This is a genomic window from Lysinibacillus sp. G01H (genome assembly GCF_028872195.1).
GTDB lineage: Bacteria > Bacillota > Bacilli > Bacillales_A > Planococcaceae > Lysinibacillus > Lysinibacillus capsici.
The window spans coordinates 4,384,810-4,410,462 of sequence record NZ_CP118397.1; the positions used below are offsets into that span (position 1 = coordinate 4,384,810).

At 35.8% G+C, this 25,653-nt stretch carries 30 protein-coding genes, 1 pseudogene and 1 riboswitch; of the genes and pseudogenes, 15 read left to right on the forward strand and 16 right to left on the reverse strand.

Annotated features, from left to right (window positions below; translation table 11 throughout):
* Positions 1-167: 167 nt before the first annotated feature.
* The 4 genes from PSR12_RS22245 (at position 168) to PSR12_RS22260 (ending at position 2,221) form a co-directional block, all read left to right on the forward strand.
* Positions 168-290, forward strand: coding sequence for a hypothetical protein (locus PSR12_RS22245; protein WP_255501615.1), 123 nt, complete (start codon positions 168-170; stop codon positions 288-290).
* 204 nt (positions 291-494) lie between these two features.
* Positions 495-797, forward strand: a complete 303-nt coding sequence (locus PSR12_RS22250) for a YunC family protein (protein ID WP_004231716.1) — start codon at positions 495-497, stop codon at positions 795-797.
* A 105-nt stretch (positions 798-902) separates the two neighbouring features.
* The gene (locus tag PSR12_RS22255; protein ID WP_257520751.1) at positions 903-1,529 is read left to right on the forward strand and encodes a DUF2238 domain-containing protein; all 627 of its coding nucleotides are present in this window, start codon (positions 903-905) and stop codon (positions 1,527-1,529) included.
* Between the two features lie 47 nt (positions 1,530-1,576).
* Positions 1,577-2,221: an SIMPL domain-containing protein gene (locus PSR12_RS22260; RefSeq protein WP_274770569.1), complete on the forward strand. Its 645-nt coding sequence runs from the start codon at positions 1,577-1,579 to the stop codon at positions 2,219-2,221.
* 41 nt (positions 2,222-2,262) lie between these two features.
* Here the strand turns inward: PSR12_RS22260 and PSR12_RS22265 are convergent, their stop codons facing one another.
* The 3 genes from PSR12_RS22265 to PSR12_RS22275 all read right to left on the reverse strand — a co-directional run bounded on the left by PSR12_RS22265 (position 2,263) and on the right by PSR12_RS22275 (position 4,517).
* A complete protein-coding gene (locus PSR12_RS22265) occupies positions 2,263-2,910 on the reverse strand; it encodes a uridine kinase family protein (RefSeq protein WP_274770570.1) in 648 nt (215 codons plus the stop codon).
* A gap of 60 nt (positions 2,911-2,970) precedes the next feature.
* Positions 2,971-3,528, reverse strand: coding sequence for a histidine phosphatase family protein (locus tag PSR12_RS22270; RefSeq protein WP_274770571.1), 558 nt, complete (start codon positions 3,526-3,528; stop codon positions 2,971-2,973).
* 71 nt (positions 3,529-3,599) lie between these two features.
* Positions 3,600-4,517: a DMT family transporter gene (locus PSR12_RS22275; RefSeq protein WP_221681673.1), complete on the reverse strand. Its 918-nt coding sequence runs from the start codon at positions 4,515-4,517 to the stop codon at positions 3,600-3,602.
* 119 nt (positions 4,518-4,636) lie between these two features.
* Between PSR12_RS22275 and PSR12_RS22280 the strand changes: the two genes are divergently transcribed.
* Both PSR12_RS22280 and PSR12_RS22285 read left to right on the forward strand, forming a co-directional pair.
* Positions 4,637-5,974 (forward strand): aminotransferase-like domain-containing protein, encoded by a 1,338-nt coding sequence (locus tag PSR12_RS22280; RefSeq protein WP_221681674.1) that lies wholly within the window; start codon positions 4,637-4,639, stop codon positions 5,972-5,974.
* Positions 5,975-6,048: 74 nt separating this feature from the next.
* Positions 6,049-6,291: a hypothetical protein gene (locus PSR12_RS22285; RefSeq protein WP_004231701.1), complete on the forward strand. Its 243-nt coding sequence runs from the start codon at positions 6,049-6,051 to the stop codon at positions 6,289-6,291.
* A gap of 48 nt (positions 6,292-6,339) precedes the next feature.
* Here PSR12_RS22285 and PSR12_RS22290 read toward each other — a convergent pair whose 3' ends face one another.
* The 9 genes from PSR12_RS22290 to PSR12_RS22330 form a co-directional block, all read right to left on the reverse strand.
* Positions 6,340-6,498 carry a DUF1540 domain-containing protein gene (locus tag PSR12_RS22290; protein ID WP_004231699.1) on the reverse strand — a complete coding sequence of 53 codons (159 nt, stop codon included), beginning with the start codon at positions 6,496-6,498 and terminating at the stop codon, positions 6,340-6,342.
* Between the two features lie 96 nt (positions 6,499-6,594).
* The gene (locus tag PSR12_RS22295) at positions 6,595-7,479 is read right to left on the reverse strand and encodes a helix-turn-helix transcriptional regulator (RefSeq protein ID WP_274770575.1); all 885 of its coding nucleotides are present in this window, start codon (positions 7,477-7,479) and stop codon (positions 6,595-6,597) included.
* A 69-nt stretch (positions 7,480-7,548) separates the two neighbouring features.
* On the reverse strand, positions 7,549-8,805 hold the full coding sequence (locus tag PSR12_RS22300) for an erythromycin esterase family protein (RefSeq protein ID WP_274770577.1): 1,257 nt from the start codon (positions 8,803-8,805) through the stop codon (positions 7,549-7,551).
* Between the two features lie 18 nt (positions 8,806-8,823).
* Positions 8,824-9,561 (reverse strand): ABC transporter permease, encoded by a 738-nt coding sequence (locus tag PSR12_RS22305; RefSeq protein ID WP_221681681.1) that lies wholly within the window; start codon positions 9,559-9,561, stop codon positions 8,824-8,826.
* Positions 9,561-10,271, reverse strand: coding sequence for an ABC transporter permease (locus PSR12_RS22310; RefSeq protein ID WP_274770578.1), 711 nt, complete (start codon positions 10,269-10,271; stop codon positions 9,561-9,563). The genes PSR12_RS22305 and PSR12_RS22310 overlap by 1 nt, the downstream gene beginning before the upstream one ends.
* On the reverse strand, positions 10,268-11,179 hold the full coding sequence (locus PSR12_RS22315) for an ABC transporter ATP-binding protein (protein WP_221681685.1): 912 nt from the start codon (positions 11,177-11,179) through the stop codon (positions 10,268-10,270). Before PSR12_RS22315 ends, PSR12_RS22310 begins: the two co-directional genes overlap by 4 nt.
* A gap of 109 nt (positions 11,180-11,288) precedes the next feature.
* Positions 11,289-12,662 carry a sensor histidine kinase gene (locus PSR12_RS22320; RefSeq protein ID WP_274770579.1) on the reverse strand — a complete coding sequence of 458 codons (1,374 nt, stop codon included), beginning with the start codon at positions 12,660-12,662 and terminating at the stop codon, positions 11,289-11,291.
* Positions 12,659-13,327: a response regulator transcription factor gene (locus PSR12_RS22325; protein WP_221681689.1), complete on the reverse strand. Its 669-nt coding sequence runs from the start codon at positions 13,325-13,327 to the stop codon at positions 12,659-12,661. The genes PSR12_RS22320 and PSR12_RS22325 overlap by 4 nt, the downstream gene beginning before the upstream one ends.
* A gap of 80 nt (positions 13,328-13,407) precedes the next feature.
* The gene (locus PSR12_RS22330) at positions 13,408-13,572 is read right to left on the reverse strand and encodes a hypothetical protein (protein ID WP_274770580.1); all 165 of its coding nucleotides are present in this window, start codon (positions 13,570-13,572) and stop codon (positions 13,408-13,410) included.
* A 185-nt stretch (positions 13,573-13,757) separates the two neighbouring features.
* Here PSR12_RS22330 and PSR12_RS22335 point away from each other — a divergent pair.
* Positions 13,758-14,635 (forward strand): annotated as a pseudogene (locus PSR12_RS22335) (LysR family transcriptional regulator).
* A 56-nt stretch (positions 14,636-14,691) separates the two neighbouring features.
* Here the strand turns inward: PSR12_RS22335 and PSR12_RS22340 are convergent.
* Entirely contained in the window at positions 14,692-15,132 is a 441-nt protein-coding gene (locus PSR12_RS22340) for a VOC family protein (protein ID WP_221681691.1), read from the reverse strand.
* 276 nt (positions 15,133-15,408) lie between these two features.
* Between PSR12_RS22340 and PSR12_RS22345 the strand changes: the two genes are divergently transcribed.
* Positions 15,409-16,254 (forward strand): aldo/keto reductase, encoded by an 846-nt coding sequence (locus PSR12_RS22345; protein WP_221681695.1) that lies wholly within the window; start codon positions 15,409-15,411, stop codon positions 16,252-16,254.
* A 50-nt stretch (positions 16,255-16,304) separates the two neighbouring features.
* Here the strand turns inward: PSR12_RS22345 and PSR12_RS22350 are convergent, their stop codons facing one another.
* The gene (locus tag PSR12_RS22350; protein ID WP_274770582.1) at positions 16,305-16,688 is read right to left on the reverse strand and encodes a winged helix-turn-helix transcriptional regulator; all 384 of its coding nucleotides are present in this window, start codon (positions 16,686-16,688) and stop codon (positions 16,305-16,307) included.
* 109 nt (positions 16,689-16,797) lie between these two features.
* On the opposite strand from PSR12_RS22350, the gene PSR12_RS22355 reads away from it, so the two are divergent.
* The 5 genes from PSR12_RS22355 (at position 16,798) to PSR12_RS22375 (ending at position 22,663) form a co-directional block, all read left to right on the forward strand.
* Entirely contained in the window at positions 16,798-17,982 is a 1,185-nt protein-coding gene (locus tag PSR12_RS22355) for an MFS transporter (RefSeq protein WP_274770583.1), read from the forward strand.
* A 158-nt stretch (positions 17,983-18,140) separates the two neighbouring features.
* On the forward strand, positions 18,141-19,091 hold the full coding sequence (locus PSR12_RS22360) for an ABC transporter substrate-binding protein (protein ID WP_274770584.1): 951 nt from the start codon (positions 18,141-18,143) through the stop codon (positions 19,089-19,091).
* 464 nt (positions 19,092-19,555) lie between these two features.
* Entirely contained in the window at positions 19,556-21,127 is a 1,572-nt protein-coding gene (locus PSR12_RS22365) for a helix-turn-helix domain-containing protein (RefSeq protein WP_221681701.1), read from the forward strand.
* Between the two features lie 114 nt (positions 21,128-21,241).
* On the forward strand, positions 21,242-21,646 hold the full coding sequence (locus PSR12_RS22370) for a YuzC family spore coat inner layer protein (protein ID WP_255601474.1): 405 nt from the start codon (positions 21,242-21,244) through the stop codon (positions 21,644-21,646).
* 81 nt (positions 21,647-21,727) lie between these two features.
* Positions 21,728-21,833, forward strand: a riboswitch (SAM riboswitch).
* Positions 21,834-21,925: 92 nt separating this feature from the next.
* Positions 21,926-22,663 (forward strand): cyclase family protein, encoded by a 738-nt coding sequence (locus PSR12_RS22375; protein ID WP_221681831.1) that lies wholly within the window; start codon positions 21,926-21,928, stop codon positions 22,661-22,663.
* A gap of 30 nt (positions 22,664-22,693) precedes the next feature.
* Here the strand turns inward: PSR12_RS22375 and PSR12_RS22380 are convergent, their stop codons facing one another.
* Together PSR12_RS22380 and PSR12_RS22385 are read right to left on the reverse strand one after the other, a co-directional pair.
* Entirely contained in the window at positions 22,694-23,290 is a 597-nt protein-coding gene (locus tag PSR12_RS22380; RefSeq protein WP_221681703.1) for a DedA family protein, read from the reverse strand.
* 61 nt (positions 23,291-23,351) lie between these two features.
* Positions 23,352-24,125, reverse strand: coding sequence for a Cof-type HAD-IIB family hydrolase (locus PSR12_RS22385; RefSeq protein ID WP_221681704.1), 774 nt, complete (start codon positions 24,123-24,125; stop codon positions 23,352-23,354).
* Between the two features lie 333 nt (positions 24,126-24,458).
* Here PSR12_RS22385 and PSR12_RS22390 point away from each other — a divergent pair, with 333 nt between their 5' ends.
* Positions 24,459-25,142 carry a DUF2225 domain-containing protein gene (locus PSR12_RS22390; RefSeq protein ID WP_221681705.1) on the forward strand — a complete coding sequence of 228 codons (684 nt, stop codon included), beginning with the start codon at positions 24,459-24,461 and terminating at the stop codon, positions 25,140-25,142.
* Between the two features lie 22 nt (positions 25,143-25,164).
* Complete coding sequence (locus PSR12_RS22395; protein ID WP_221681706.1) at positions 25,165-25,518, forward strand: hypothetical protein; 354 nt, start codon at positions 25,165-25,167, stop codon at positions 25,516-25,518.
* Positions 25,519-25,653: the final 135 nt, after the last annotated feature.

Sequence of the window (25,653 nt, forward strand, 5' to 3'; positions counted from 1 at the left end):
ACTTCAGGAAAATTTTAAACGTTATTTTTAATTTTGAACAATATGTGAAAATCTTTGAATAGTACTTTATTTTTTGATTTATTGATGTAAAATGAAATTAAATCTGATATATAACAGTTATTATAAATATATAAATGTTATGCAACACAACAAAGGGGATGACATATATGTGGATTATTACAGTATTTGAAGAAAACACTTATCGCATGTTTGAGTATAGTTCTAAACGTGAGGCAACAAATGCATTACATAAATTTAAACAAACAGCTTTGCTTTCTTATACAAGATAATAAAAGATAAAGGAATCTATTCATTTGAGTAGATTCCTTTTTGTTATAAATAAAGCACCTCCTATACTTCCCCTATTCCTCCAATTCCTTTCATTCTTATACATCTAGTAACATGTTTAGTTAGTTGCCATGATTTTTTTCAAGAAAATGTCGAACACCTTGCTAGCCTTCACCATATGTATATAGAGAAAAGGAGTGATTTCAATGGTGACAATTGAACCTATTATGATTAAAGGGCATTTCTTCACTGCAGTAGTTGTGCAATTACCTAAAACAACATTACTAACCATTTCTAATGATACAGGCTACATTATGTGTGGTGCTTTAGATGTCGGTCTATTAAATAGTCGCCTAGTTGATCGGAAAATTATTGCTGGTCGTGCAGTAGGCGTGAAAACAATTGACGAGCTATTAACAGCTCCATTAGAATCTGTAACATATGAAGCAGAACAGCTTGGTATTACAGAAGGAATGACTGGCGTAGAGGCACTTTTAAAAATGATCTAATTGGCTAAAAAAGCGTCAACTAGACGCTTTTCTTTTTTGTTTGCAACAAATTTGAATAAGCAATTTCCCTATTTCCCATACTGTGGGACAAAGGGAGTTGTTAATATGAATAGTAGGCAACATGTTAAAATACACGTCACCTTACTTATTATTGTTTTAATTGTTTTCATCTGGTCTTTTATAAAGCCTTCCTCCTATTTAGATTGGCTAGCTGAAGTTAGTCCGGGAATTGTGGCAATAACAGTCGTTGTTTGCATTTATCGTAAATTCCGCTTCACCACATTTTCTTATTTTATTATCGCTCTCTTGTCGATCCTGACATTTATAGGTGGGCATTATACCTATTCGGAAGTCCCTCTTTTTAATTGGGTAAAAGATGAATTTCATTTACAACGTAATAATTATGATCGCTTTGGCCATTTTTTAAAAGGTTTATTAGCCATCGTAATAAGGGAAATACTAATCAGGAAAACACCACTTGCAAAAGGAGCTTGGCTTACAGGTATTACGATCAGTATTCTGCTCGCAATTGCTGCTTTTTATGAAATCATTGAATGGTTAAGTACAAGAATCTCGAAGGGAAGTAAAGGAGCAAAGGATTTTTTAGGCATGCAGGGAGATAAATGGGATGCACAATGGGACATGTTTTTAGCCTTGCTGGGAGCTATTTTAGCTTTACTTCTATTCACAAAGCTACATGACAAATTTTTAAAAAGAATAAATAAATCATAAATATTTTTGCATAGCATGATTATATAACCTATGAAAGGTGGTATTAGATGTACTATGCACAGGTCAGTCAACAAACACATCATCCATCACGTACTATGATTGTAATCGGCTATGGACAGGTAATGTCTACACCTAGCTCTGTACAATTACAAATTGAAGTCCAAACAAAGGGCAACCATGTACAAGGTCCTCAACAGGAAAATGCGGCAATCATGAATGAAGTTATACAATCTCTTATCGCACTTGGTATTCCAAGAGAACAAATTCAAACTGCTAGTTATACAATCACACCACTATATAATTTCAAAGATGGCAAACAAACTTTTAATGGCTACGAAGTAGTCAACGCCATTTCCGTCAACGTTTCAGATACCAATGATTTGGGCTTAATAATTGATACGGCTGTAGAAAATGGGGCAAATCGAATAACCAATATTCAGTTCAAAATAGACCATACCGATGCTTACTATCAGCAAGCATTAAGCTTAGCGCTACAGAATGCTCAATTGAAGGCGAAAACAATAGCAGAAACTATGCACCTGCCTTTGCAACCACTCCCTGTAGAGATTGTGGAAGAGCAGGCTAACACACCTATCCTTTATCGCTCTATGGCTGTATCCTCGGGAATTACGCCTATAGAACAGGGACAAATTGCTATTGATGCTACTGTTCGTGTAAAATTTCAATACTAAAGTTAGAGCCTTCCGCTAGTCAACGTGCAGAAGGCCCTCATTTATTTTACAAGTGGATTTTTTTCAATATGGATTTCATCATACTGAGTTTTAATAACCATATCAAAATGTTGGCAATGTGGATGCATAAATAATTCATATTGAATACGTCGCTCATCATGTGATTGTTTTAAATAATTTATATCTGTCCCTCTTTCAAGCACATCACGATCTGATCTTCTCTTAAGCTCTGTAGCCCCATCCGTATAAAAATAAATCTTTAAATCCAGTAACTCCGGATCTATAAATGCTACACACATTCCTTCTACTATCGTGATCTGTTTTTTCGAAGAAATTAATGTACTTTTCATATAATGTGTATCGATTGTCATTAAATCGAGTCCTGCTCTTATCATCTGAACATCTCGCTCCAATGATGGCAGATGATGAGCTGCGGGATGACAAGCCGTCATTTTAAAACGATGATGCTCATTTTGATATGTATAATCAAGTATTGTTTGCTTGCGAATATCCGAATTCACAATATACGGATCAGTATTCAAATAATTCACTTGATCTTGATGTAAAGCATGTATAAGTTTTTTGGCAAATATCGTTTTTCCAGCAGCTCCATGACCAGAAATGCCGATTATGATCTTTTTATCAGCTTGTTTAACCCATTTTAAAATTTCCTTTAATATCGTCTCCATCTTACTCTCCTTCACTATAAAAGGTATGGCAAGAAACAATTCCTACCATACCAATTAATATTAGCCTTCACTATACTGTGCACCCCATATTCGCTCTATCATTACTTCATTATGCTTAGGGCTTAGTAGAAAAACATCTGGGTTGCTTAAATTTTTCCAACAGTGAAAATCAATATCCTTATCATAATACTTCAGTAGTAAAGAGATGATATTGCCATGACTCACGATTAATGTATTATCAACATCCTGTTCAAATGCATCTTTTACAAGGTCTACAATTCTATGCATCGCTTCATTACTGGATTCTCCACCATCATATTTTAAATCCATATCAACAAATGTCGCCTGTAATTTTTCATACCAATCTGGAAAATCTCCAGTACTTAAAAGGCGCTCCGAAAGACGTTCATCAATTTCAATCGTCATACTTTTTCTACTACTTAATGGTTCAATGGATTGGATTGCTCGTAAGAAAGGGCTAGATACAATTCGATCAATTTTTAGATCTTTGAAAAACTCAGCTAAACTATCTGCTTGCTCTATTCCCTTCTGTGTTAAGGGTGCGTCTAGTGATTGCCCTTGTGCTAGACAATGTCTAATGACATAAATTTTCCCCATAAAAACCTCCTAGTTTTGAAGGTAATTTATTAACAATTATTATACTCTCTTTACTAAATAGTTCCTATTCATTATCTCACTTGTTCGACATTTTTCCGCCCAAAATAATTCGTCCCTATCACACCAATAATAATCATGATGCCACCAATAAGATGATTTAGATGGAAATCTTCCTGTAAAAATAAGACCCCTGCCAAAATAGTAATAAGTGTTGCAAAATTGCTAAAGACACTCATTTTAGATGCTTCCAATTTAGATAAAGCATAATTGGATAAATAGGATGTACCGAGTGAAGATAGTATACCTAAATATAAAATAGCGAAGACAAAATGAGCATGTGTTAATGGCTTAAAAAATTCATTGAGTGTTCCATTCATCATATGACTTCCGAGAGCCATTCCATTAAAAATAACAAATCCACACAATGTCATGACATATGTTAATGCTAGTAAAGAATATTTCTTGGTAAGCCCTCTAGCAAAAATATTATAAAGCGATGTCGCAATCGCTGATAGTAATATAAATCCCCTTCCTATAATATTTCCTGTAGTAGCATTTGTTCCATTCATCATTAACAGATAAATGACACCAAGTACAGACAAACTTACAGATACAAGCTGACCCCGTGTAGCTTTTTCCTTTAACAATAAACCTGCCAGTGCTAATGTAAAAATAGGGATTGTCGCTTGAATAATTCCCGCCTCTGATGAGGAAATTTTAGCAAGTCCAAGCACTTGAAATGTAAAAAAAGCAATTGGATACAAGATGGCTAACGGTAATATTTGTAGTAGGTCCTGCATGTTCATTATTAGCTTATTTTTTGTAAATACCATTATTATAACAATACCTATGAATGCAAAAGTAAAACGATGTGCAAGTATATCAATAGGACTTGCTACAGTCAACGTAACTTTCACAAACATAAATGAGAGACCAATGACAAATGCATAAATTATTGCTGCTATATAGGCATTTCTTTTTCCTGACATAGGATAGTACTCCTTCTTTAAAACATTCCGGCCGGTATAGTTATCGTATTAAATAGAGAACTTATTGACGATATAAAAAAAACACATCTGTACCGATACAGATGTGCTGGAGGTTATGTATGCTTAAATACGAATGGATTTATTCTCAGCTCCTGACTCAGATTCAAACAGGTTCATTTCAAGCAGGGGCAAAGCTCCCCTCTATTCGCCAGTTATCACAGCAATTTTCCTGTAGTAAGAGTACGATTTTAGCATCTTTAAAAAAACTGGAGGATCAGCATCTTATCTATTCATTGCCTAAAAGCGGCTACTATGTTGTTGATCATCAACTGCCCATCCAACCAAAAATGAAAAATTACATAGATTTTGCTACATCTTCGCCCAATTGGCATGCATTCCCTTATCAAGATTTTCAGCATTGTATTAATAAAGCCATCGACACATACCAAGCAGATTTATTTAGATATGGGACACCAAAAGGCCTACCGTCATTAATAGTTGAAGCAAAAAAACTATTAACAGGCTATCAACTGTTTACAAAGGAAGAAAATATTTTCATTACTTCAGGTGTCCAACAATCTCTATCCTTGCTAAGTATAATGCCCTTTCCAAATGGTCGCTCAACCATCTTAGTGGAACAACCTAGCTATCATTTGTATATGGATTATTTAAAAACCTATGAACTTCCGGCAATGGGCATCAAAAGAACAACGGATGGTATTGATTTAGATGAACTAGAAAACATTTTTAGTAAACACGACATAAAGTTCTTTTATACGATGCCACGTCTGCACAATCCTCTAGGTACTTCCTATAGTAAAAAAGAAAAGGATGCAATCCGAAAACTTGCCTATAAATATAATGTGTATATAGTTGAAGATGATTATTTAGCGGATTTTGAGCAAAATACAAAAATAGATCCCCTATTTACGGAGGATACACAGGATCGGGTTATTTATTTAAAAAGCTTTTCTAAAATTATGTTTCCTGGCTTACGTATCGGACTTGCCGTTTTACCAAATGTTTTGATTAATACCTTTCAACAGTATAAAAATACCACTGATATTGATAGCTCCATGATCTCCCAAGCTGCATTAGAGCTCTACTTGAAAAGTGGTATGTTTGAACGTTATCAGAAAAAAGTCAGTGAAGCTTATGCAAGCCGAGCAAATCAACTTCAACAATCTATAGCAACTCATCTGGCAGAATATCAATCCTCTAAGGAGATCTGTATGCATAGCCATATTATTCTACCAAGACAGGTGAATACTACTAAGATTATTGATCATTTGGCACAACAAAATATTTTGTTAGATCCTATTAACCGCAATTATTTAGATGCATTTTATCGTGAACGTATTATCAAACTGAATGTATCAAATATAGACGAATCCAAGATTGATGTTGGCATAAGGGAAATTGCGCTAGCCCTTCATAACACGAGCAATTATTTCTAAAGAACATTATTCATGAAACCTTATTGTAGCTCATATAATTAGACATCATAAATTGGTTCAATAAGGAGGATTCAATGCAATCTGAAAAATTGCGACTAAGGAAGATCCAACGTCTTGCATATGAAATTATGGATGAGATGCACAAAGAGAAGCATCGCACAGAAATGCACAAATTAATTCCGATTATTGACAATTTGTCGCGGGCAATTGGGGATTTAACAGATTCTGTTGGTAAATACTCACTGGATTATGTAGAAGAAAAAGTGAAAAATGCCCATGCTCTTTTATTTAACAAAGAAAAGGTAGATATTTATTAATAAAGACAGGGAAAAAGGGTAACCATATACATGGCTACCCTTTTGGCATTAATGCGTTTCAGGTTCGAATGTTTTACAGTCTGTTTCCTCGCTGTTGGAAGCATGTTGTCCCTTTTGGCTGACAACATAAATTTTTTCAGCTGTGCATTTGTTACCAGAATCCCAAAATGTGCAGTTATTGACTTCACAAAGAATTTCTTGTGCCATCGTCTCACACCTCCTCTTTGTTATCTTTAACAAATTAGAGGTAATCAATACGCTATTCAAAAAAGTCATCTCGCAATTTTGTAAGTGCTGTCTAATTTACTCCATACTGAAGTCTAGATTAGTAGGATGATTTGATAAATGTTCCTGCGTAAGCATATTTGTTGAGGGAACCTTGTTGTCAACTTCTTCAAAACGAAAGCCATCTGCCCAGACTTTACCCGAACCAATTAGTAACACACCAAAATAAATGGAATGACCTTCTTCAGGTACGTCTAAGACAATAGAATAATGATTCCATTCAGTAGAACCTGTCACAGGGCGCTGATCCATATTATCAAATTGAATCGTATCACCTGTACCATTGTCAATACTCATCCATGCACCACACTTTGTAGCATCTACCGTCTTTAAATAGCATGACATTTTCAAGCGTTTCCCTTTATAGTCAGCTGCCTGAAAACCCTGCATCATTGTAGCAAATTGACCATGATTTGCTGAGGCAGTTGTGGAATACAATACTCCTGAACGCTTCCCTGAATGAAATACCTTGTCATCTGTATGAAATTTATACAATTCTGGATTAGCACCACTCAACACCCATCCTTTAACCTGTTCAACTGTTTCCATGTAATGTTTCTCCTCCATCATATTTAATGATTGCATTACTTTTCGATACTTTCCTGGTGGTAAAGCATAAACTTCTTTAAAGGCTCTTGTAAAAGCCTCTTGTGATTGAAACTGAAGTGAAACAGCAATCGTTAATATCGATACATTAGAGTACATCAAATAACTCGCTGCCATAGCCAGCCGACGTATACGAATATATTCACCAATCGTAAATCCCGTTTCTTGCTTAAAAATTCGACTTAGATGGTACTTCGAATAACCAGCAGTATTAGGAAGACATTCAAGAGAAATTTCCTCCATCAATTGCTCCTCGATATAGGCAATAGTTCTTTGTGTCGCTTGACTATACTCCATGTTACTCACCTCATCTTTATCATACTGGAGATGGAAACCGTTTTTTTGATGAAGGTTGCTAAATTTATCTTAATCAATTATTTTTGTTGGTGTTGCTTCTTGCACAACGATGAGACCATCATAGGCTTCCTCAGGTGTCATTTTAATGGTGTACAGCATTTGTGTCAGCTTATACCATGGACGAAAATCATCGCCGATATTGCCCATTCTTTGCTTTTTTGAAAGAATATTCGCAAGCTCCTTCGATTGTTTGGCAGCTTCAAAATCCACATAAAAGATGTTATTGTCAATGTCACTAAAGGCATCCACTAAAGCATTGTGATGCTCAATCGTATATTCCTTTCGTTCACCAGACCCATTTTGTGCATGGAATGTATTTTTCACAAAGTCTGTGCCAATCGCAAAATATTGATCTTTATATTGCTCACTTAAATAATGCCCCATCGATTGATAGCCTGCCATCGTAGCAGAAGTTTTCTCAATATGACCATTATGAGCAGACATTAATACTTTATCATGACCTTGCGTTGCTTCATATTCAACAATCCATTGTAAATTTTCAGCTAAATATTCGTCCCGTAAATTCATATAATTATCTTCATTTAAAAATAATTGCGTACGTTGCTTCATAATTTGCGCATATTGAACAGCAAAGGAGAATTCATCCTTTGAAGATTTTTTCTCATACATCGCTTTGTTTGATTGTAAATCGTTGATGATTGTATCAATCGTTTTATCTAGCTCAATTAGCTGACTATCCGATAATTCTCTCATCGTTTTGTTGGAAACATGCTCTAGCTTAGTCGTGAATCTTTTTGCATTGTCAGCATGTACCTTGGCGTAATAATCAAGTAACCCCTTTTTACTGTAATCATAGCGCTGCATATCATTGCCATAAAAATAAATTTTCTCTTGATCATCAACTGTCTGATTATAGTCATGCATCCACTGCACAAACTCTACCATTTGTTCTGTTTTGTAGATGCCATAGTCTAACGCTTTTATAGCTTCCTCCGCCGTCCCGACACCGTTTTCGATAAATTGATTTATCTGCTGGGCTCCTCCAAAATCTCCTTCTAAGACAAAAACATGGACATTTTCATTTTTTATCATCGCTTTAAATACATCTCTTTTTAATGTTTGAAATTCGATATTGCCATGTGTTGCTTCCCCAAAACCAATAATTTTTACATCATCAGGAATGTTGATATCTTTAATTTCATTCGTATATTGTGCGGCATCTTTTACAGCCTCTCTCTGTCCACATCCTACTAGAGCTACTAATAGCATCGATGCAGTTAAAAAACGTAAGCTACGTTTCATCATTCTCATTCTCCTTTTAGGTTAAATGGATTTTCGCTGGAAATAGTAATATCCTCCGAGGAAAAATAGGATAAATCCCCCACCTACTACGGTTAACAATTGCTCCCACGGTACAAAGAATACATCGTCTGTATTGCCACCTATATACATCATCGAAAAGGGTTGTGCCCAAGGATAATACGGACCAATTCTTTCAGAATTCACTGCTAAAATTGATGGTAAAGTAAATATGACATTAACAGCAAATGGAGCAGCAAAGCTTTTAAACATAATGGACATCCACAATTGCAAGGCTACTAATGGCAATGTCGCTACCCAACCCCCCACTATGCTTTTCCAAACAATCTCCATAGGGAAAGAATCTGTATAGCCTTTTACCATCCCAACAGCAAAGACCGAGCCTAAATACAATATCTGCATTGCTAAAACAAGCAGCATAATCAATATGTATTTAGCTACAAATACTTTCCCTCTTGTTACAGGTAATGCTAAAAGCTGCTTCCATCCACCAGACTGATGTTCATACCTACAAATAAGACTGGTAAAAACACCAGAAATAAGAGGTAAAAATAATAGAGCATATGTTAAATTCATCGAAAATAATGATATATACCACTCATTGATTTCAATCCCTTGCATGTTGTCCTCTAAATTAGCGGATAGGCCTATAAAAAGTCCAATCATGGGTCCTGCTAAAATAATGGGTACCATTTTTGATTTACGTAACTTAAACCATTCAGCTTGAAGTAAAGCAATCATTATTTCACGTCCCTTCTTGCAAAATCAATCATGCCGATAATATAGAGTAAGATACCAATTCCTAAGCCTAATAAGACATTGATCATCGGCTCATTCCATTGGTTCATCAATGATGGCCATTTCCATATCATCCAATCTGGGAGAACATAGGAAGAATAGGTAAAAATCACCCCAAAAATGCCTACAGTTATCGGAATCCCTTGGTTATGACTTACACTCGCTATCCACAATTGAAGAGCCAAGATAGGTAATGCTGCAAAAGCAGGGAAATAACTATATTTGGCTAGCTCCATGTAAGGTACTGTGTCACCTAATTCTAAAAACAGCCCGTAGCTCAGGGTAAAAAACATTAATAACGTTGAGGCGAAAAATAGTAAGATAGCTAACAGCGTAAATTTTGACAAATACACGGTTAATTTGGAAATAGGTAATGCAATGAGCTGCTTCCAAGCATTGGTCTCATTTTCAATGCTTGCTATGAATGACGTAAGAATGGCAATACCCAAGACTATGGCAAGCGGTGTAAATGAATGCACATTTAGTAAGAAATAGCCCCAATCATCCTCACTTTGCTGTAAGAGATAATCCTTTCTTACTCCATAATTGACCATTTGCAGAGCAATCACTCCTAAAGGGCCGATAAGTGTTAGAAGCCATAATCCTTTACGTTTGATTTTTAAGAAATCAGCAGTTAATAGCTTTCCCATCATATACCCTGCTCTCCCATCGTCATTTCCAGGAATATATCCTCCAATGAACGTTTCTCTTCCTCGACTCGGAATACAGATATGCCCTCCTGAACAAGAACTTGGACAATATGAGCAACCTTTTCATCCGAGCACTCTTCTAAGAAAATCACACCATCTTGATAATCCGCCTTAATACCATTTGCTAATAAGAAACGCCATCCTTTTTCACCATTGTTTACTTTAAAAGTAACCTTTGGTTGGGCAAATCGACGCATAGCCTCAATAGAATCTTGGAAAATTAATTTCCCTTTCGAAACAATCCCAACTTGTGTTGCCATTTGATTAATCTCTGATAATAAATGGCTGGAGATTATAATGGTCATGCCATATTCCTCTGGTAATCTTTTAATTAAATTACGAATCTCTATAATGCCTGAAGGATCGAGGCCATTCGTTGGTTCATCTAAAATGAGTAATTCAGGACTATGTAGTAAAGAAGCAGCAATACCAAGACGTTGCTTCATTCCTAAAGAGAAACCTTTGACCTTTTTATGGGCAGCTTCCCTCAAACGGACAATTTCCAAAACTTCATCGATTCGAGTTTTCGGTACACCTAGTATTTTTCTTAGTGCCTCTAGATTCTCATATGCCGTTAAATGTGGGTAATAAGAAGGGTTTTCCACCAATGAACCAATCTTAGCTAAAATTTGGATACGTTCCTTCGTAATATTTTTTTCAAAGACTTTAATTGTTCCAGAAGAGGGCTTCATTAAACCTAGAAGCATTCGAATTGTAGTCGTTTTACCTGCCCCATTCGGACCTAAAAATCCATATATTTCACCTTTGCGTATTTGCAAGTTCAAATTTGAGACAGCTTGCTCTTTCCCAAAGCTTTTTGATAAGTTTTGTGTTTGTATGATATATTCCAATGTCCTCACCTCTTTAACTATCTTAAAAAGGGAAGTTTAAAAAAAGGTATGGGCTAAGTTTAAATTTTGTTTAAAAATCATTTCTATCATAAAAAAACCTACGAAGCATTTATTTCTCAAGCTTCGCAGGTTTTTTTATGATAATTTGTGTACCAGAGTGATCAGAATGGATATTCCATTCTAGATGCATGCCCTTTATCATGACATCAACAATTGATAAGCCGATTCCAGCACCCTTTTCATTCGACTCATTTTTCATCCCTTGACCATGATCCTCAATAATAAATGCTGTATAACACTCCGTCGATTCCGTTTTCACACTTATATATTTACCACTATTCGCATGGCGCAGTACATTTTGGAAAATATTATCTAATACTCTCCCTAACCACAATGGATCAACACGCCATTCAACAGGCTCAAATGGCTGTAGCTCAATATCGATTGTGAAACCTGCTCGCTCGAAAACTGGATACCATGTCGTTAGATGTTCCCTTACAAATCGGATAACATTGATGTCTTTCGGTTCAAATTTATATTTACTTGCCATAAGCAATGTGTAGGATATCAAATTTTCAATTAAAGCATCGATATTCACTATGGATGTATCCATAGCCTTTAATGCCTGCTTCCCTTCCTCAGATAATACTTCTTTGCTAATTGTATAGGATTGGGCTCTTACTTTCGTTAAAGGTGTCCGTAAATCATGTGATAGATTAGCAATCAATTCACGTCTTAGCTGTTCTTCCTTCTGTTGACGCTGTTTACTGTCTCGCAGTTCACAAACCATTCTGTTAAAACTATGCTCCAATTGCCCAATCTCATCTCGTTTTTTCACCTGAATTTCAATAGGTAAACCATCTACATCACGTATTTCCATAGCCTCTTGCAGATATAATAGTCTTTTTCGAATTCCCTTGAAAAATAAAAGCGAAACTACAATGAAAAATAATATAACCGCAATTACACCAAAAAATAAAAAGTTACCATAGTTATCATAGACTTTTATAAGTGGAGGATTAAATGCTACCCTTGGAATCTCTAATACAATAAAGCCATTTGATATATCATCACCTAAGAAGGCAATAACAGTAAATGGATCATCTCCATAACGTTCTTTTATAAATTGAGTTGTGTAGGCTGGTGTCCACTTTGCTGGTAACTGATCCTTCACATTCCATGTAGTCAGTAAGTTCCCCTCTTCACTTACCCAAAACATAGAAGCCTTAGGAAATTGCTCTTGCCACTTTTGAAATAACTGCTTCATCAAATCATCTGTTGCATTGGTCATATTTTTAGCCTGTGCATGCCATTGCTCCTCAATATCACTTTCTACAAGTACTCCACTTGAAAATTCTCCTGTCCCTGTCTTTGTAATGCCTAATACAAAAATAGCAACACCAAGATAGGAGATTTGCACAATTGATATGGCTAATATAATAATGAGCATATATTTTGCTAATAATGATCGAAAAAATTTCATTGTTTCACCCTATAGCCAATGCCTCGGATTGTTTCAATAATCGCAGGCTTTGCAGGATTGATTTCTATTTTTTCTCTTAAGTAACGAATATGCACCATGAGTGTTTTATCACCTTCTATATAGCTCTCACCCCAAACGCCTTCATAGAGTTGTTCCTTCGTTAAAATTTGATTTAAATGACGTATAAAATACTGTAATAAATAAAATTGTTTCCCTGTCAAAAGAATTTCTTCTTCATCAATCGTATTGATTATTTGCATATCTTTCGTATAAATTTTAAGGTGCTGCAATGTCAGTACATCATCACTTTTTTGATATCTTCTTAATAATACTTCCAGTCTTGCTACGAGCTCATCAGGGTGAAATGGCTTTGTTAAGTAATCATCAGCAAAATGTAGCCCTTCAATTTTATCTTCAACAGCTGTTCGTGCTGATAACATTAGAATTGGCAGGTCTTTATTTTCCCGTTTAATTCTTTTACCTATGGAGAAACCGTCCAATCCAGGTAGCATCACATCCAATATAGCAATATCTTTTGAGTTAATATGTTGCTCAAGCCCCTCCCCTGATTCCAGCCACGTCACATCATAACCTCGTTCAGTTAATTCCTTGCTTACCCATTGTCCGATTTCTTTTTCATCTTCTATGTACAATATACGAATCAATGTTCATCCTCCTTGATACATTTAACTTGAAATAAAAAATTTATAATTTCCATACATGGTTATTATAGGGGAACTGTTATTTATTTTCTTAGGAAAATCAAAAACGTTGATTTATTGAAAAAAGCAACTAATAAAAGTGGCTCTTTTATAGTATACGCTGCTACTTTATCACCTGCTTCAAATTCATTTAGAAAGGTGTAGGAATCAGTATTGCAAGGCAAGCCCCAAAGCATGGCAAGAGTCATATACTCCTAATAAAAGTGGAATTATTTTATCTTCTACGTTGCTCGCTTCACATTTAGGTGCTAGAAAAAAGAAACTTCACTTCTTTTTTCTTTGATAAATATGCTAACATGGCCCTAACTATATTAAAAACATGAGAGAAATATAATTTTCTTAGGTTTTACCTATAGTAGAGGGGTGTTTATGTTTGGATATAAGACAACTACGCTATTTTATAGCAATTGTGGAAGAAAAAAAGATTTCTGCTGCGGCTGAAAGGTTACATATTTCTCAACCACCATTAAGTCAGCATTTAAAAACGATAGAGGAAGAACTCGGTTCAAAGTTAGTAGAAAGGAGCGGCAAATATTTTGAAGTAAGTGAAGCCGGAAAGACATATATAAATATGCGTTGCAGGTTGCACAATTAATGAAAGAGGCAGAAGCAGAGGTTAAGGATATTGGATTAGGCCTTCATGGTTGATTGACATTGGGCATTAATACGTTTTCAGTAATTGAGCTACCTCCATTACTACAACAATTTCAACAATATTATCCAAAGGTGACTTATAAAATTCAACAAAACGAATCTTCTTATCTATGTAAATTAGTAAGGGAACGTGTTGTAGAACTTGCCATCATTCGCTTACCTTTAGAATTAGATGATTTCTCTGTTCTTCATATGTACACTGAACCATTTTACTTTATACAATCCAAAAAATTCGACCTCTTAGAACACGATGTATCTTTAGCGGACATACAAAATTGGCCAATCCTTTTACCAAGCACTGAAGGCTTAGGCGTACATTATTCGATATTAGAAGCATTTTCTCGCTTCCAGTTGCAGTCCCACATTGTTGGAGAATGCTCAGATACGGCACTGTTAATGAACTTAATCGCTTCTGGCTTTAGCTCCTCTATCGTACCTGAAACTATTTTAAAGCAATATGGAGATTTACCACTTCATGCATACGAAATTCCATCAGCAGAATTATCCACCTCAGTAGGACTAATATGGCTGAAGAATCATTATTTATCTAAAGCCGCTCAAAACTTTGTGGATTTAATGAGGGAGCATTATTGTTAACGATTAATAAAAAAGAGAACAAACTAGAAGCGTTAGTTTGCTCTCTTTTTGAACAATTATTGAATAATCAGCATATCATTCTCATCAAACTGCCACATGTCGCCATAGGCAACTTCCCAATAGTAGCCATTTGGATCTTGAAAATAGCCACTATAGCCACCCCAAAATACAGTTTCGGGCTCCTTAATAATTTTTGCACCCGCCTTTTTTGCTAATGCAAAGACTCGATCCACTTCTTCTTTTGATTTACCATTATAGGCAAGAGTGATTCCACCAAAGCCTTGGCTAATTTCTGGTGGATTGGTTTCATTGATATCTTTGACTAAACGTTCAATTGGAAATAATGATATTTTTGTTCCTCCATTATTAAAGAACATGACATCGGGATTCGTCTCCTCTCCGTATACCACCACTTCAAAACCCAGTCCCTCTCGATAAAAATTTAGAGATTCCACCATATCTTTAACACCTAATGTAATTAAATTTAAACGATTCATCTTCAAAATCCCCTTTTTAAAGTATTACTACTTTAATTCTCTACCGAACGTACATTTCCTTTTATTACCGCAAGAAAAATATTTGTTTAATTGTATCCAAAGACTTTTTGTAGGCCAAGCAATATTTTTTACTAATTTTATTTCTCTAATCATTGCCAGCTCACAAAAGTTACCTCTACGTTTCTATGACACAAAAAAGTACGTACTTTTTTTGAGAGTTTATTAGCAGCATAATGAGTAAGCAATCAAATAATCACAAAACATGGAGGACTAAAAATGATTACTCATTTACAAGATACAATCACTTTAAATAATGGCCAACAAATGTCTGGTATGGGTTTAGGTGTTTTTCAAGTAGAAAATGACGCTACAGCAGAAATGGTTAAAAATGCTATCGAGGTTGGCTATCGCAGCATCGATACTGCTGCTATTTACGGCAATGAAGCAGGTGTAGGGGAAGGTATTAAACAAGCTCTAGCATCTACTGGCTTACGTCGTGAAGATTTATTTATCACATCTAAAGTATGGAACGATGGTTTAAGCTATGATGAAACAATTGCAGCATATGAAGAGAGCCTAAAAAAATTAGGTTTAGATTATTTAGATCTTTATCTAATTCATTGGCCTGGTAAAGATAAATATGCTGAATCGTGGAAAGCACTGGAAGATCTATATGAACAAGGCAGGATCAAAGCAATCGGTGTATGTAACTTCACTGTTGCTCACTTAGAAAATTTACTGTCATTTGCTCATGTTAAACCCGTTGTGAATCAGGTGGAATTCCACCCACGTTTACAACAAGCTGAGCTTCGTTCATTCTGTAACAAGCATGAAATTCAACTTGAAGCATGGGCACCTTTAATGCAAGGTGGACTTCTTGAAGATGAAACAATTTCAAAAATCGCAACAAAATACGGAAAATCAAATGCTCAGGTTATTTTACGCTGGGATGTACAAAATGGAGTAATTACAATTCCAAAATCAGTACGTAGAGAGCGTATGATGCAAAACGCTGATATTTTTGACTTTACTTTAACAGACGAAGAAATGGCATTAATCAATGAGATGAATCGTGAACAACGTGTTGGACCAAATCCAGATGAATTTGACTTTGCTCTATAAAAAAAGAGGAAAGAGACTGTCTTGTATATGACAGTCTCTTTCTCCCCTCACTATGATGTTTGCTGTATGGCGATATCATCATCACGTTGTTTTAACAGAACATCTTCACCTTTATCCTGTAATAATTCAACATGTTTTTCACCCCACGTACAAAGCATGTTCAGAATTGGTTCCATTCCTTGTCCATAAGGTGTTAATGAATATTCAACTTTTGGGGGTACTTGATTGAAGACCTTTCGATTGATTAACCCAGCCTGCTCCAGTTCCCTTAATTGGTTTGTGAGCATTTTTTGTGAAATACCTGGAATCAATCGTCGAAATTCGTTTGTTCGAATTTTACCATGGTGGTTTAAATGACAAAGAATAACTGGTTTCCATTTACCCCCAATAACTTCTAGTGTAGCTTCGACACCAATATTGTAAACTTTTTGCATCGTAAACCTCCTGTAATATACAAAAGTAACTAAAAGTACTCTACATATCTTTTTGGTATGTATGAATATTACTACACAAAATAAAAAAATCAAAGGAGATAGTAGTAAAATGTCAAAATCAAAAAAGCCAAATGCTACACTCACCTTACTAGCACTTGCTATCAGTGCATTTGGTATAGGGTCCACTGAATTTATCAGTGTCGGACTTTTACCATTAATTACAGATGACTTTGGTATTTCTCTTAGCACAGCTGGCTTAACCGTTTCTATATACGCACTAGGGGTAACTGTTGGGGCTCCATTATTAACAGCCCTAACATCCCGCCTTAATCGAAAAACCGTATTATTGCTTGTCATGTCCATTTTTATAATGGGTAACCTAGCAGTCGCTTTAGCTCCTAATTTCGCTTTACTATTAATCGGACGTATTATTTCAGCATTAGCACATGGTGTATTTATGTCCATCGCTTCTGTTATAGCAGCCGATGTAGTGGAACCAAATAAACGAGCAAGTGCTATCGCCTTTATGTTTACTGGCTTAACATTAGCTACTGTAACAGGTGTCCCACTCGGTACATTTATTGGACAAGTAACAGATTGGCGTATGTCATTCATTTTTATTGTCGTCATTGGAATTGTCGGTTTATTTAGTAATGCATTGTTAGTACCTAGCCAATTATCGAAAGGCAATCCCATCTCTATTCGTGATATTGGCAAAGTATTAGGCAATATTCGAATGATCTTAATACTATTCATTACCGCAATTGGATACGGCGGTGCTTTTGTTGTCTACACATATGTTTCACCTATTTTAGAGCAATATATGGGGTATTCCCCACATACAGTCGTCATTATTCTAGTTGTCTATGGTATCTGTGTAGCTATCGGTAATACTCTAGGTGGTCATTTTGCTAATCATAATCCACTACGTTCCATCTTTATTATTTTTGTTGGACTTGCATTGGCATTACTTGGCATTGGTTTTACTCTTGAATCACCTATTATGGGATTAATGATGGTGCTGACAATGGGATTGTTTATGTTTATGAATGTCCCAGGATTGCAGCTATATGCTGTTCTACTATCTGAAAAATATATTCCATCAGCAATTTCAATGGCCTCAGCATTGAATATTTCCGCTTTCAACATAGGCATATTTTTAGGCTCATATATCGGGGGTTTTATTATTCGCCACCAATCGTTGGCGCATACGCCCCTATACGGATTCCTGATGGTTATGCTAGCAGCAATTGTTACACTTTTATGGTTACTTTTCGATAACAAAAAACAATAACTCTCTGAATTTCATTTTGTATAAAAAAGTAGTAGAGAATGTGTATTGTTTGTTGATATGTTGTATCCTATAATTTACTTGAACCAAACGAGAATGATTATCATTATGATTTAAGGGAATACCCTTACTGTTTTAGTAAATCTATAGGAGTGAATAAAATGCGTAGAGGTCGATATTTTTCATTTGTAGTTTTCTTTGCACTAATATTCGTATTAAGTGCCTGTGGCTCAAATGAAGTAAAAGAGGATACAGCTACAGAAGAACAATCATCTAAAGATACAAGAATTGTAGAAGACGAGTTTGGAAAAGTAGAAATTCCTACAAATCCACAGCGTGTAGCTGCTATCTATTTGGAAGACTATTTAACTGCTTTGGATGTAAATCCCGTTGTGCAATGGTATCACCCATCTTGGGGAAAACAGGACTATTTAGGATTAGATGTTCCTGAGTTCGACATTACTGGTAGCATGGAAACATTATTACAAGCCAAGCCTGATTTAATCATTGTAGATGGTGCCGCAGACAAGGCAAAGTATGAGGAATACTCAAAGGTAGCGCCGACTTACCGCTTGAAAGAAGATATTCTACAAGATCCACGTGAAATTGCAAAAACAATAGCTGATGTTTTAAATATTCCAGATAAAGCAAAAGAAATGGTTGATCGATATGAGCAACGTGTTTCCGATTTAAAAGCAAAACTAGATGAATCAATTGGAGACGAAACAGTTGCTGTTGTACGACTAAATGTAGCAGATAATACATTAGCGTTATTTGGCATTAAAAATCGCTACTCTGGCTATATTTACACAGAGACAGGCTTAACACCACATCCATTAGCCCGTAATATGGCAGAGTCCCAAGAGGTCTTATCGGAAGAGGCTATCACGGAATTAGATGCGGATCATATCATCCTTTTCCCTTCAAACGGTACATGGGAGTCTAAAGAAAACCAAGAAGCCATTAAGTGGTTAGATAGTACACTATGGAAAACACTCCCTGCTGTAAAAAACGGGCATGTCTATATTGCTGATCGCACATATTGGCAATCTGGCGCAATCACAGCCAATTTGCTAAAGTATGATGATCTAGAGAAATGGTTCGTCAAATAATTTTCAAAAGAAAGCTCTTAACGAGGGCTTTCTTTGGTTTAGTGTTAAAAAACAAAATAATCAATAGCACTTTTGTGAAGGAGAAAATGGATAGGTTTTGTCACTCATCACTTCTTCACATTGAAATAAGTGCCTATCCTCTCTTTAATAGACTTTTTTGTTCCCTACTGCTAGTACGAAAGAAGAAAAGACACGTTAGCAGCATAGTTGATTGGAGTGGAGCCAGCGTCACTCCAAGGGGATTTAGCGTCACAGATGAGACCCTGGAGCGAACGTAAGTGAGTGAAGCGGCTCATCGGACGCCCCCTGGAAAGGACGCTGGAGGAGCGGAAATCAACCCCTTGCCTTGCTAAATGGGCTTTTTCTACTAGTCATATGATCTTTTTCAACAACATGAAGAACGCTCTTAATGAGGGCTTTCTTTGTGTTGTTATGCCAATTCAACAAAAAGGGGTGAATTATCAATGGGTAACTTAACACATGTTTATACGTTACAAAATATCTCTTATGCAATTCAATCATCAAAAAAGTTATTGATTAGTAGTGATTTCTATACACTTTTCATCGTAATGAATGGTAGCGGAAAGCTAGAAATAGATCATGACACCATTCATTTTAGTGAAGAAAAGTGCATATTGATACCGCCAAATAACACGGTTAGTATCCACATTCAAAGTGAGCACCTTTGTTTTTATCAATTACAATTCAACATTGTCAATCTCAGTAATAGTCAGAATTCACATAGCCATTTTACAAGTATCAGCGAACGACATCTTCTCCCCTTTTCACAATGTCATAGACTGCTAGAAGTCATCTATCAGAACCGGTTAGCAGAGGATGAACACACGATTTTTGAACAGCATGTGCACTTTCAAGAACTGATGTTATTGCTCTTACATCAAACCATACCCAAGCAGATGCAAAAAAATGATCGCCAATCTGTTGAACAATCCATTAACCATTTACATAAACATTATGAAAAGGAGTGGACGGTTGAACAGCTAGCACAGCTCGCTGACGTACCAAGATGGAATTATACGCGTATTTTTAAAGATATTACGGGACAAATTCCTCTTCACTATTTAACTAACATTCGTATTGAAAAAGCTAAGCAACTATTAATGACAACAAATGATCGAGTATTTGAAATTAGCCAATCTGTCGGATTTAATAATGAGTATTATTTCAATCGTCGTTTTAAAGAACATGTCGGCATCTCTCCAGGACAATATCGAAGAAATCAAGGCAGCCATCTACGTGTATTTGCACCATTCTTAGAAGATTTCTTTGTTGCCCTTGGGATTACGCCAATTGCTCAATTCAGTCATTCAAAATGGGGAAAACAAGACTATTTAGGTCTACAGGAAGTGCCAGATATCGATGTACAAAATAGAGAAATAGATCGACTCCTTTACTATAAGCCAACTTTAATTATGCTAGATTCTGGTATAGAGCGTTGGGAATCCTTTCATCATTTAGATGAGGTAGCCCCCGTCTGCCACCTCTCACACCCCGGAGAGAATTGGCAATCTACTTTATTTAAAATTGCAGATCTAACAGGAAAAACCTCTTTGATGCAAGACGTAATCCTACAATATGAAGATAAAGTACAACAAGCAAAAGGAATTCTTAGCAAATCTGTTTATGGGCAAAGTGTGGCATTTCTCCGTATTTCAGCCATTGGCATTACTCTATACGCGGGCCCTGAATGTGGCTATACGGGCCCCATTTTATATCGTGACTTAGGTTTAATGCCACATTCACTAGTATGGAGTATTCCGCACAATCAACGTAAAGTTCAACTGACATTTGCTCAATTGTTGCAATTAGATGCTGATCATTTATTTATTACCTTTGATAAACAACATTCCATTTATGAAAATGAGGAACGTGCTATTTTAAAAACTCCTACTTGGAAAAACCTAGCTGCCGTTAAAAGCAACTGTATCTATGAAGTAGACTTTTTAACATGGATGAATTATGGCATTTTATCACATAGTAAAAAAATTGATGATGTCTTGAATGTACTTGGCTAAAAGGAAGCTTACTTTAGCTTCCTTTTTAAATGTTTAGGACAAACATTGCACTGCTAATAACACCGAAAGCCGTTTGGCTACATAAGATAAGTTATCAGTTATAGGATAGGAGGAATGACCTTGTATTACAATCCTTATCCGTATTTTGTGCATCCCTATCATTATCCAACATCGCCTATCGCTAATCATTTTGCCATTAGACCCTTTTCGCAACACCTAGCAATGCCGACCAATAATCCTTTTCCACCTGTCGATACACACAAATTAAAAGCTTCAGCATCACGGATGAAGGCGATGATGCAGCAAGCCCAATTACTTACGGATAAAATAGATAGCTCCCAACAATTCGCACATGATTTAATGAATGCTGCTCAACTTTCAAATAAAACAGAGGTTGAAAAATTAATCACATCAACAGGCATTACGGTGAAATTTGAAACAAACTATACACCAGACAGTTTTATAATACGTCTTATTGATAATGATTGTTGTGGCGTCACCTTAAATTTGAATTGGTGAAAATTCCTAGTGAACTTGTAAACTATAAAAAACTATGCTAAAGTGTTTGTATTGTTATTTCTGAAAATTCTTATATTACTTTTCTTATCAAGAGAGACGGAGGGATTGGCCCGATGAAGTCTCAGCAACCAGCTAACAGTATGGTGCTAATTCCAATTGGCAAAATGATCAGCCTTGAAGATGAGAAGAAGAACTACCGTTGTTTCAAGCAGGAGTCCTCTTCTATTAGGGGACTCCTTTTTTATTTACCACTATTTTTTACAGAAAGCAGGGAAATCGATGTCTAATGAACTTTTGCAAGCATTGGAATTATTAAAATCGAAACAGTGGGTTGACTTAACACATACTTTCGGCCCTAATTCACCACATTTTTTTATGTTTGAGGACGCTAAATTTGAAACATTATTTTCTCATAAGGATGGTTTCTTCGCTCAACAATTCACGTTCCCTGGTCAATATGGCACACATATCGACCCACCCATTCATTTTGTGCGAGATACTCGCTACTTAGAAGAATTAGAACTAAAAGAGCTTGTTCTCCCCCTTGTTGTTATTGATAAATCACAAGAGGCTGCGAGCAACCATGATTTTACATTAAGTGTAGAAGATATTCTTAATTTTGAGGACAAGCATGGAGAAATTGAAGCAGGAACATTTGTTGCATTACGTACAGATTGGAGTAAGCGCTGGCCAGATAAAGAGGCTTTCAGTAATAAGGATGCAGATGGACATAACCATATCCCTGGCTGGGGTTTAGAAGCTTTACAGTTTTTACTAACAAAACGTAAGGTAAGCGCAATTGGTCATGAAACATTCGATACGGACTCTGCTGCTGATTTTCGTAAAAATGGCAAGCTAGAGGGCGAATATTTTGTGCTTGACCAAGACACCTATCAAATTGAGCTAATGACTAATTTAGACAAGCTACCTGCGAAAGGTGCTATCATCTTCAATATCGTACCTAAGCCAGAAAAAGCATCTGGCTTCCCTGTGCGCTCATTTGCTATTTTGCCATAACATAAAAGTCGGTATAGCGTATACCGACTTTTATGTTTGTCCATTTCTTTTTTTGAATAAAAAGTAAGCAATGAGCATCCCTACAATAAATAAAAGGATAAGATAGATACTATAATGAGTTAAATAGTATCCAACAAATCGCCATTTCTCTCCAAGCATCTTTCCTAATGATATAAATGTGAACGTCCAGATAAATGCCCCTATATAGGCAAAAAGCGCAAACTTTCTATAAGGATAATTATTAATAGCCGCAATATATGCTGTCAAATGGCGTACCCCTGGAATAAAATAGCCAATTAATAATAGGGTAGGTCCTATTTTTGTAAACATCTTTTTCGTAAAGTCAATTTTTTGCTCTGTAATATGAATTCTAGGGCCATATTTCTGCAATAACGGTAAGCCAAAACGATAACCAATATAGTAGCTTAAGGTAATGCCTCCAACCGCACCAATCATTGCACTGACCAAAGCAGGAATGTGTTCAAGACTTTCTCGGTAAACACTATAGCCTACATAAGTTAGAAACACCTCATCAGGAAGTGGCACCCCAACAATACCTCCAATTAGAATCACGATAATCCCAAAGTATCCGTAATGTTCAATTAGAGACTGCACGTGATGTGCCATAAATCATCCCACCTAAAATTTATTAAAATCTACCTGCTATATATAGTGTAACCTCAGCGCTCTAAATGACTTGAAGCTGACGTAAAGCAAAATTGATACCGCCATCCGTAGATTTCTTTGTAACAAAATTGGCAGCTCTTTTTAGAGCTTTACTACCATTTCCCATAGCAATTCCTACTCCTACATACTCCAACATATCAATATCATTATCCCCATCCCCAAAGGCAATCGCATTCTTAGGGTCAATATTAAAATGATCAAGCACCGCTTTAATAGCTATAGACTTCGAAACATCCTGCTGTAAGACATTCACTATATAAGGATGCCAACGCTGTAAAAATATATTCGAAAATTGGCTAGTATATCTTTTTTCTGCCAGCTCATCCGCATATAAACACATGAGGAAAACCTCTTCATCTACAATTTTTTCATTTATAAGTGGAAAAGCTCGTAAAGATAAAGTTTCTTGCATCGCTCTTAAAGCTACTGGACTTTGTATGCTATTCATGGATAGCTGCTCTGTAAAAAATGTTAGGCTATGCTGCTGTTCCTGTGCAAAAGCCTGTACATTGTGGACAATTTCTTTGGCAATCGGAGTTTTATGTATGACAAGTTCCTTATGTTTCACATAGGCTCCATTTGCTGTAATAAAGGTTTCAATCCCCAGCGCTTTTAACTCATAGCACATAGATAAGGGTCTTCCAGTAGCCGCTACAAGATGGATTCCCTTTTCTTGCAATAGCTGAATAGCTTGTTTTGTACTTTCTTCCACACAGCCATCCTCATAATTAATCAATGTGCCGTCTACATCAAAAAACACGATATTACACTTCATTTTGAGCACCTCCATTATAGTTATTTAGAACCAATTAAATTAAATTTATAATTTTTCTCCCTTGAAATATGTGAAAGTATTTTGACAAACTGTAAGCAAACTATACAACTTCCATTTACACCACCGATAAAAACTATTACAAGCGTATTTATAATAATATTTAACTAAAAATTCCTTGAATATTTTTATTTTAATAATTCTAAAGGAGTATACCAAAGAACACAAAATTGTTAAAATAAAAGATAATAACTTAAATACATTGAACGATAAAATCTTATGTATAAATAGAACAAAAGAAATAAAATTTTAGAGTACGCAAAGGAGTTGATTCTTATGGCATTTAACATTTACTACTATGAAAGTAGTGTGGATTGTAAATTTTGCAAAAAGCAGTTTACAACATATAAAGTTCGCCCTAATCGATATAAAATTATCGAAGAACAAACGGATTTCATGCCTGTTTACGATGGCCTAAACCCTTTGCTATATGAAGTTGCCGTATGTCCACATTGTGGCTATGCCTACCATAAATCTATGACACGGACATATGGACCTTTCATGCTACTCATTGATGAACTATACATTAAAGAGCTCCAGAAACCTATGGATATTTGTCAGGAACGTACAATTGATGATGCCATTATCAGTTTTAAGCTCGCCTATTTAGTATCCCGTGCGTCAATGGAAGAATCTCTTTTAATGGCGAATTTCGCTTTAAAAATTGCTTGGCTCTATCGATTAAAAAAGGACGAAGAATCCGAAAAGCGCTATCTTTTTGCAGCTAGAGACTTTTATAGTAAATCCTTTGCCTCTAATCAAGAAGGTGGAGAGAGAATTCAGTTTTTACATGCTGAATTGAGCCTTCGACTTGGTGATATTCCTGAAGCTAAAAAAGGATTTTCACGCTTAATTGCTGATCGAAATGTTTCGACAAAATATCGCAAGCTTGCACGCAATCGTTGGGAAAATTATAAATATGACGAACAACCTGTAACAATTAATGAAATCATTAATTAGTGGGACGAGGAGATGATTAACTATGTTGCTATTTCAAAGGAAAATTGATGTGAGAGAAGAGGATATATTTTCAGAGCTACATCATTTTTTATTAAGAAAAAATAATCGCTACCTAACAAACGATGAAGTTGTCGCTTTAACAGGCGTATCATCTGAGTTGCTTCACAAATGGGTAAAAGCAGGAAAATTAAAGAACTCCATTTTCCCTAATTTAGGGGCACCATGCGAACGATGTGGGCAGATTACGCAAGCTAAAATTTGCGTGAGCTGCTCTTCCTCCATTGTTGGTACATTAAAACAAGAAGAAAAGGATCGTGCATGGTTTAACCAAATTCAACGTAACCATGCAAGAGCAAGTACGTATCACTATAAATAGCATTCCTACATCTCCATCACTTGGAGGTGTTTTTCTTTTTTACATACTAAATTTAAACTAATTTTAAACAAATTCTTCCTAAACTTTAAACTCCCCTTCCTATAATTAAGTATCAATATAAAGTGAAGGGCTGAT

What these genes read in the sequence shown, in the direction of transcription:
- PSR12_RS22245 (WP_255501615.1), top strand. Translation starts at nt 168, where the DNA reads ATGTGGATTATTACAGTATTTGAAGAAAACACTTATCGCATGTTTGAG.
- PSR12_RS22250 (WP_004231716.1), top strand. Translation starts at nt 495, where the DNA reads ATGGTGACAATTGAACCTATTATGATTAAAGGGCATTTCTTCACTGCA.
- PSR12_RS22255 (WP_257520751.1), top strand. Translation starts at nt 903, where the DNA reads ATGAATAGTAGGCAACATGTTAAAATACACGTCACCTTACTTATTATT.
- PSR12_RS22260 (WP_274770569.1), top strand. Translation starts at nt 1,577, where the DNA reads ATGTACTATGCACAGGTCAGTCAACAAACACATCATCCATCACGTACT.
- PSR12_RS22265 (WP_274770570.1), bottom strand. Translation starts at nt 2,910, where the DNA reads ATGGAGACGATATTAAAGGAAATTTTAAAATGGGTTAAACAAGCTGAT.
- PSR12_RS22270 (WP_274770571.1), bottom strand. Translation starts at nt 3,528, where the DNA reads ATGGGGAAAATTTATGTCATTAGACATTGTCTAGCACAAGGGCAATCA.
- PSR12_RS22275 (WP_221681673.1), bottom strand. Translation starts at nt 4,517, where the DNA reads ATGTCAGGAAAAAGAAATGCCTATATAGCAGCAATAATTTATGCATTT.
- PSR12_RS22280 (WP_221681674.1), top strand. Translation starts at nt 4,637, where the DNA reads ATGCTTAAATACGAATGGATTTATTCTCAGCTCCTGACTCAGATTCAA.
- PSR12_RS22285 (WP_004231701.1), top strand. Translation starts at nt 6,049, where the DNA reads ATGCAATCTGAAAAATTGCGACTAAGGAAGATCCAACGTCTTGCATAT.
- PSR12_RS22290 (WP_004231699.1), bottom strand. Translation starts at nt 6,498, where the DNA reads ATGGCACAAGAAATTCTTTGTGAAGTCAATAACTGCACATTTTGGGAT.
- PSR12_RS22295 (WP_274770575.1), bottom strand. Translation starts at nt 7,479, where the DNA reads ATGGAGTATAGTCAAGCGACACAAAGAACTATTGCCTATATCGAGGAG.
- PSR12_RS22300 (WP_274770577.1), bottom strand. Translation starts at nt 8,805, where the DNA reads ATGATGAAACGTAGCTTACGTTTTTTAACTGCATCGATGCTATTAGTA.
- PSR12_RS22305 (WP_221681681.1), bottom strand. Translation starts at nt 9,561, where the DNA reads ATGATTGCTTTACTTCAAGCTGAATGGTTTAAGTTACGTAAATCAAAA.
- PSR12_RS22310 (WP_274770578.1), bottom strand. Translation starts at nt 10,271, where the DNA reads ATGATGGGAAAGCTATTAACTGCTGATTTCTTAAAAATCAAACGTAAA.
- PSR12_RS22320 (WP_274770579.1), bottom strand. Translation starts at nt 12,662, where the DNA reads ATGAAATTTTTTCGATCATTATTAGCAAAATATATGCTCATTATTATA.
- PSR12_RS22330 (WP_274770580.1), bottom strand. Translation starts at nt 13,572, where the DNA reads ATGACTCTTGCCATGCTTTGGGGCTTGCCTTGCAATACTGATTCCTAC.
- PSR12_RS22340 (WP_221681691.1), bottom strand. Translation starts at nt 15,132, where the DNA reads ATGAATCGTTTAAATTTAATTACATTAGGTGTTAAAGATATGGTGGAA.
- PSR12_RS22345 (WP_221681695.1), top strand. Translation starts at nt 15,409, where the DNA reads ATGATTACTCATTTACAAGATACAATCACTTTAAATAATGGCCAACAA.
- PSR12_RS22350 (WP_274770582.1), bottom strand. Translation starts at nt 16,688, where the DNA reads ATGCAAAAAGTTTACAATATTGGTGTCGAAGCTACACTAGAAGTTATT.
- PSR12_RS22355 (WP_274770583.1), top strand. Translation starts at nt 16,798, where the DNA reads ATGTCAAAATCAAAAAAGCCAAATGCTACACTCACCTTACTAGCACTT.
- PSR12_RS22360 (WP_274770584.1), top strand. Translation starts at nt 18,141, where the DNA reads ATGCGTAGAGGTCGATATTTTTCATTTGTAGTTTTCTTTGCACTAATA.
- PSR12_RS22365 (WP_221681701.1), top strand. Translation starts at nt 19,556, where the DNA reads ATGGGTAACTTAACACATGTTTATACGTTACAAAATATCTCTTATGCA.
- PSR12_RS22370 (WP_255601474.1), top strand. Translation starts at nt 21,242, where the DNA reads ATGACCTTGTATTACAATCCTTATCCGTATTTTGTGCATCCCTATCAT.
- PSR12_RS22375 (WP_221681831.1), top strand. Translation starts at nt 21,926, where the DNA reads ATGTCTAATGAACTTTTGCAAGCATTGGAATTATTAAAATCGAAACAG.
- PSR12_RS22380 (WP_221681703.1), bottom strand. Translation starts at nt 23,290, where the DNA reads ATGGCACATCACGTGCAGTCTCTAATTGAACATTACGGATACTTTGGG.
- PSR12_RS22385 (WP_221681704.1), bottom strand. Translation starts at nt 24,125, where the DNA reads ATGAAGTGTAATATCGTGTTTTTTGATGTAGACGGCACATTGATTAAT.
- PSR12_RS22390 (WP_221681705.1), top strand. Translation starts at nt 24,459, where the DNA reads ATGGCATTTAACATTTACTACTATGAAAGTAGTGTGGATTGTAAATTT.
- PSR12_RS22395 (WP_221681706.1), top strand. Translation starts at nt 25,165, where the DNA reads ATGTTGCTATTTCAAAGGAAAATTGATGTGAGAGAAGAGGATATATTT.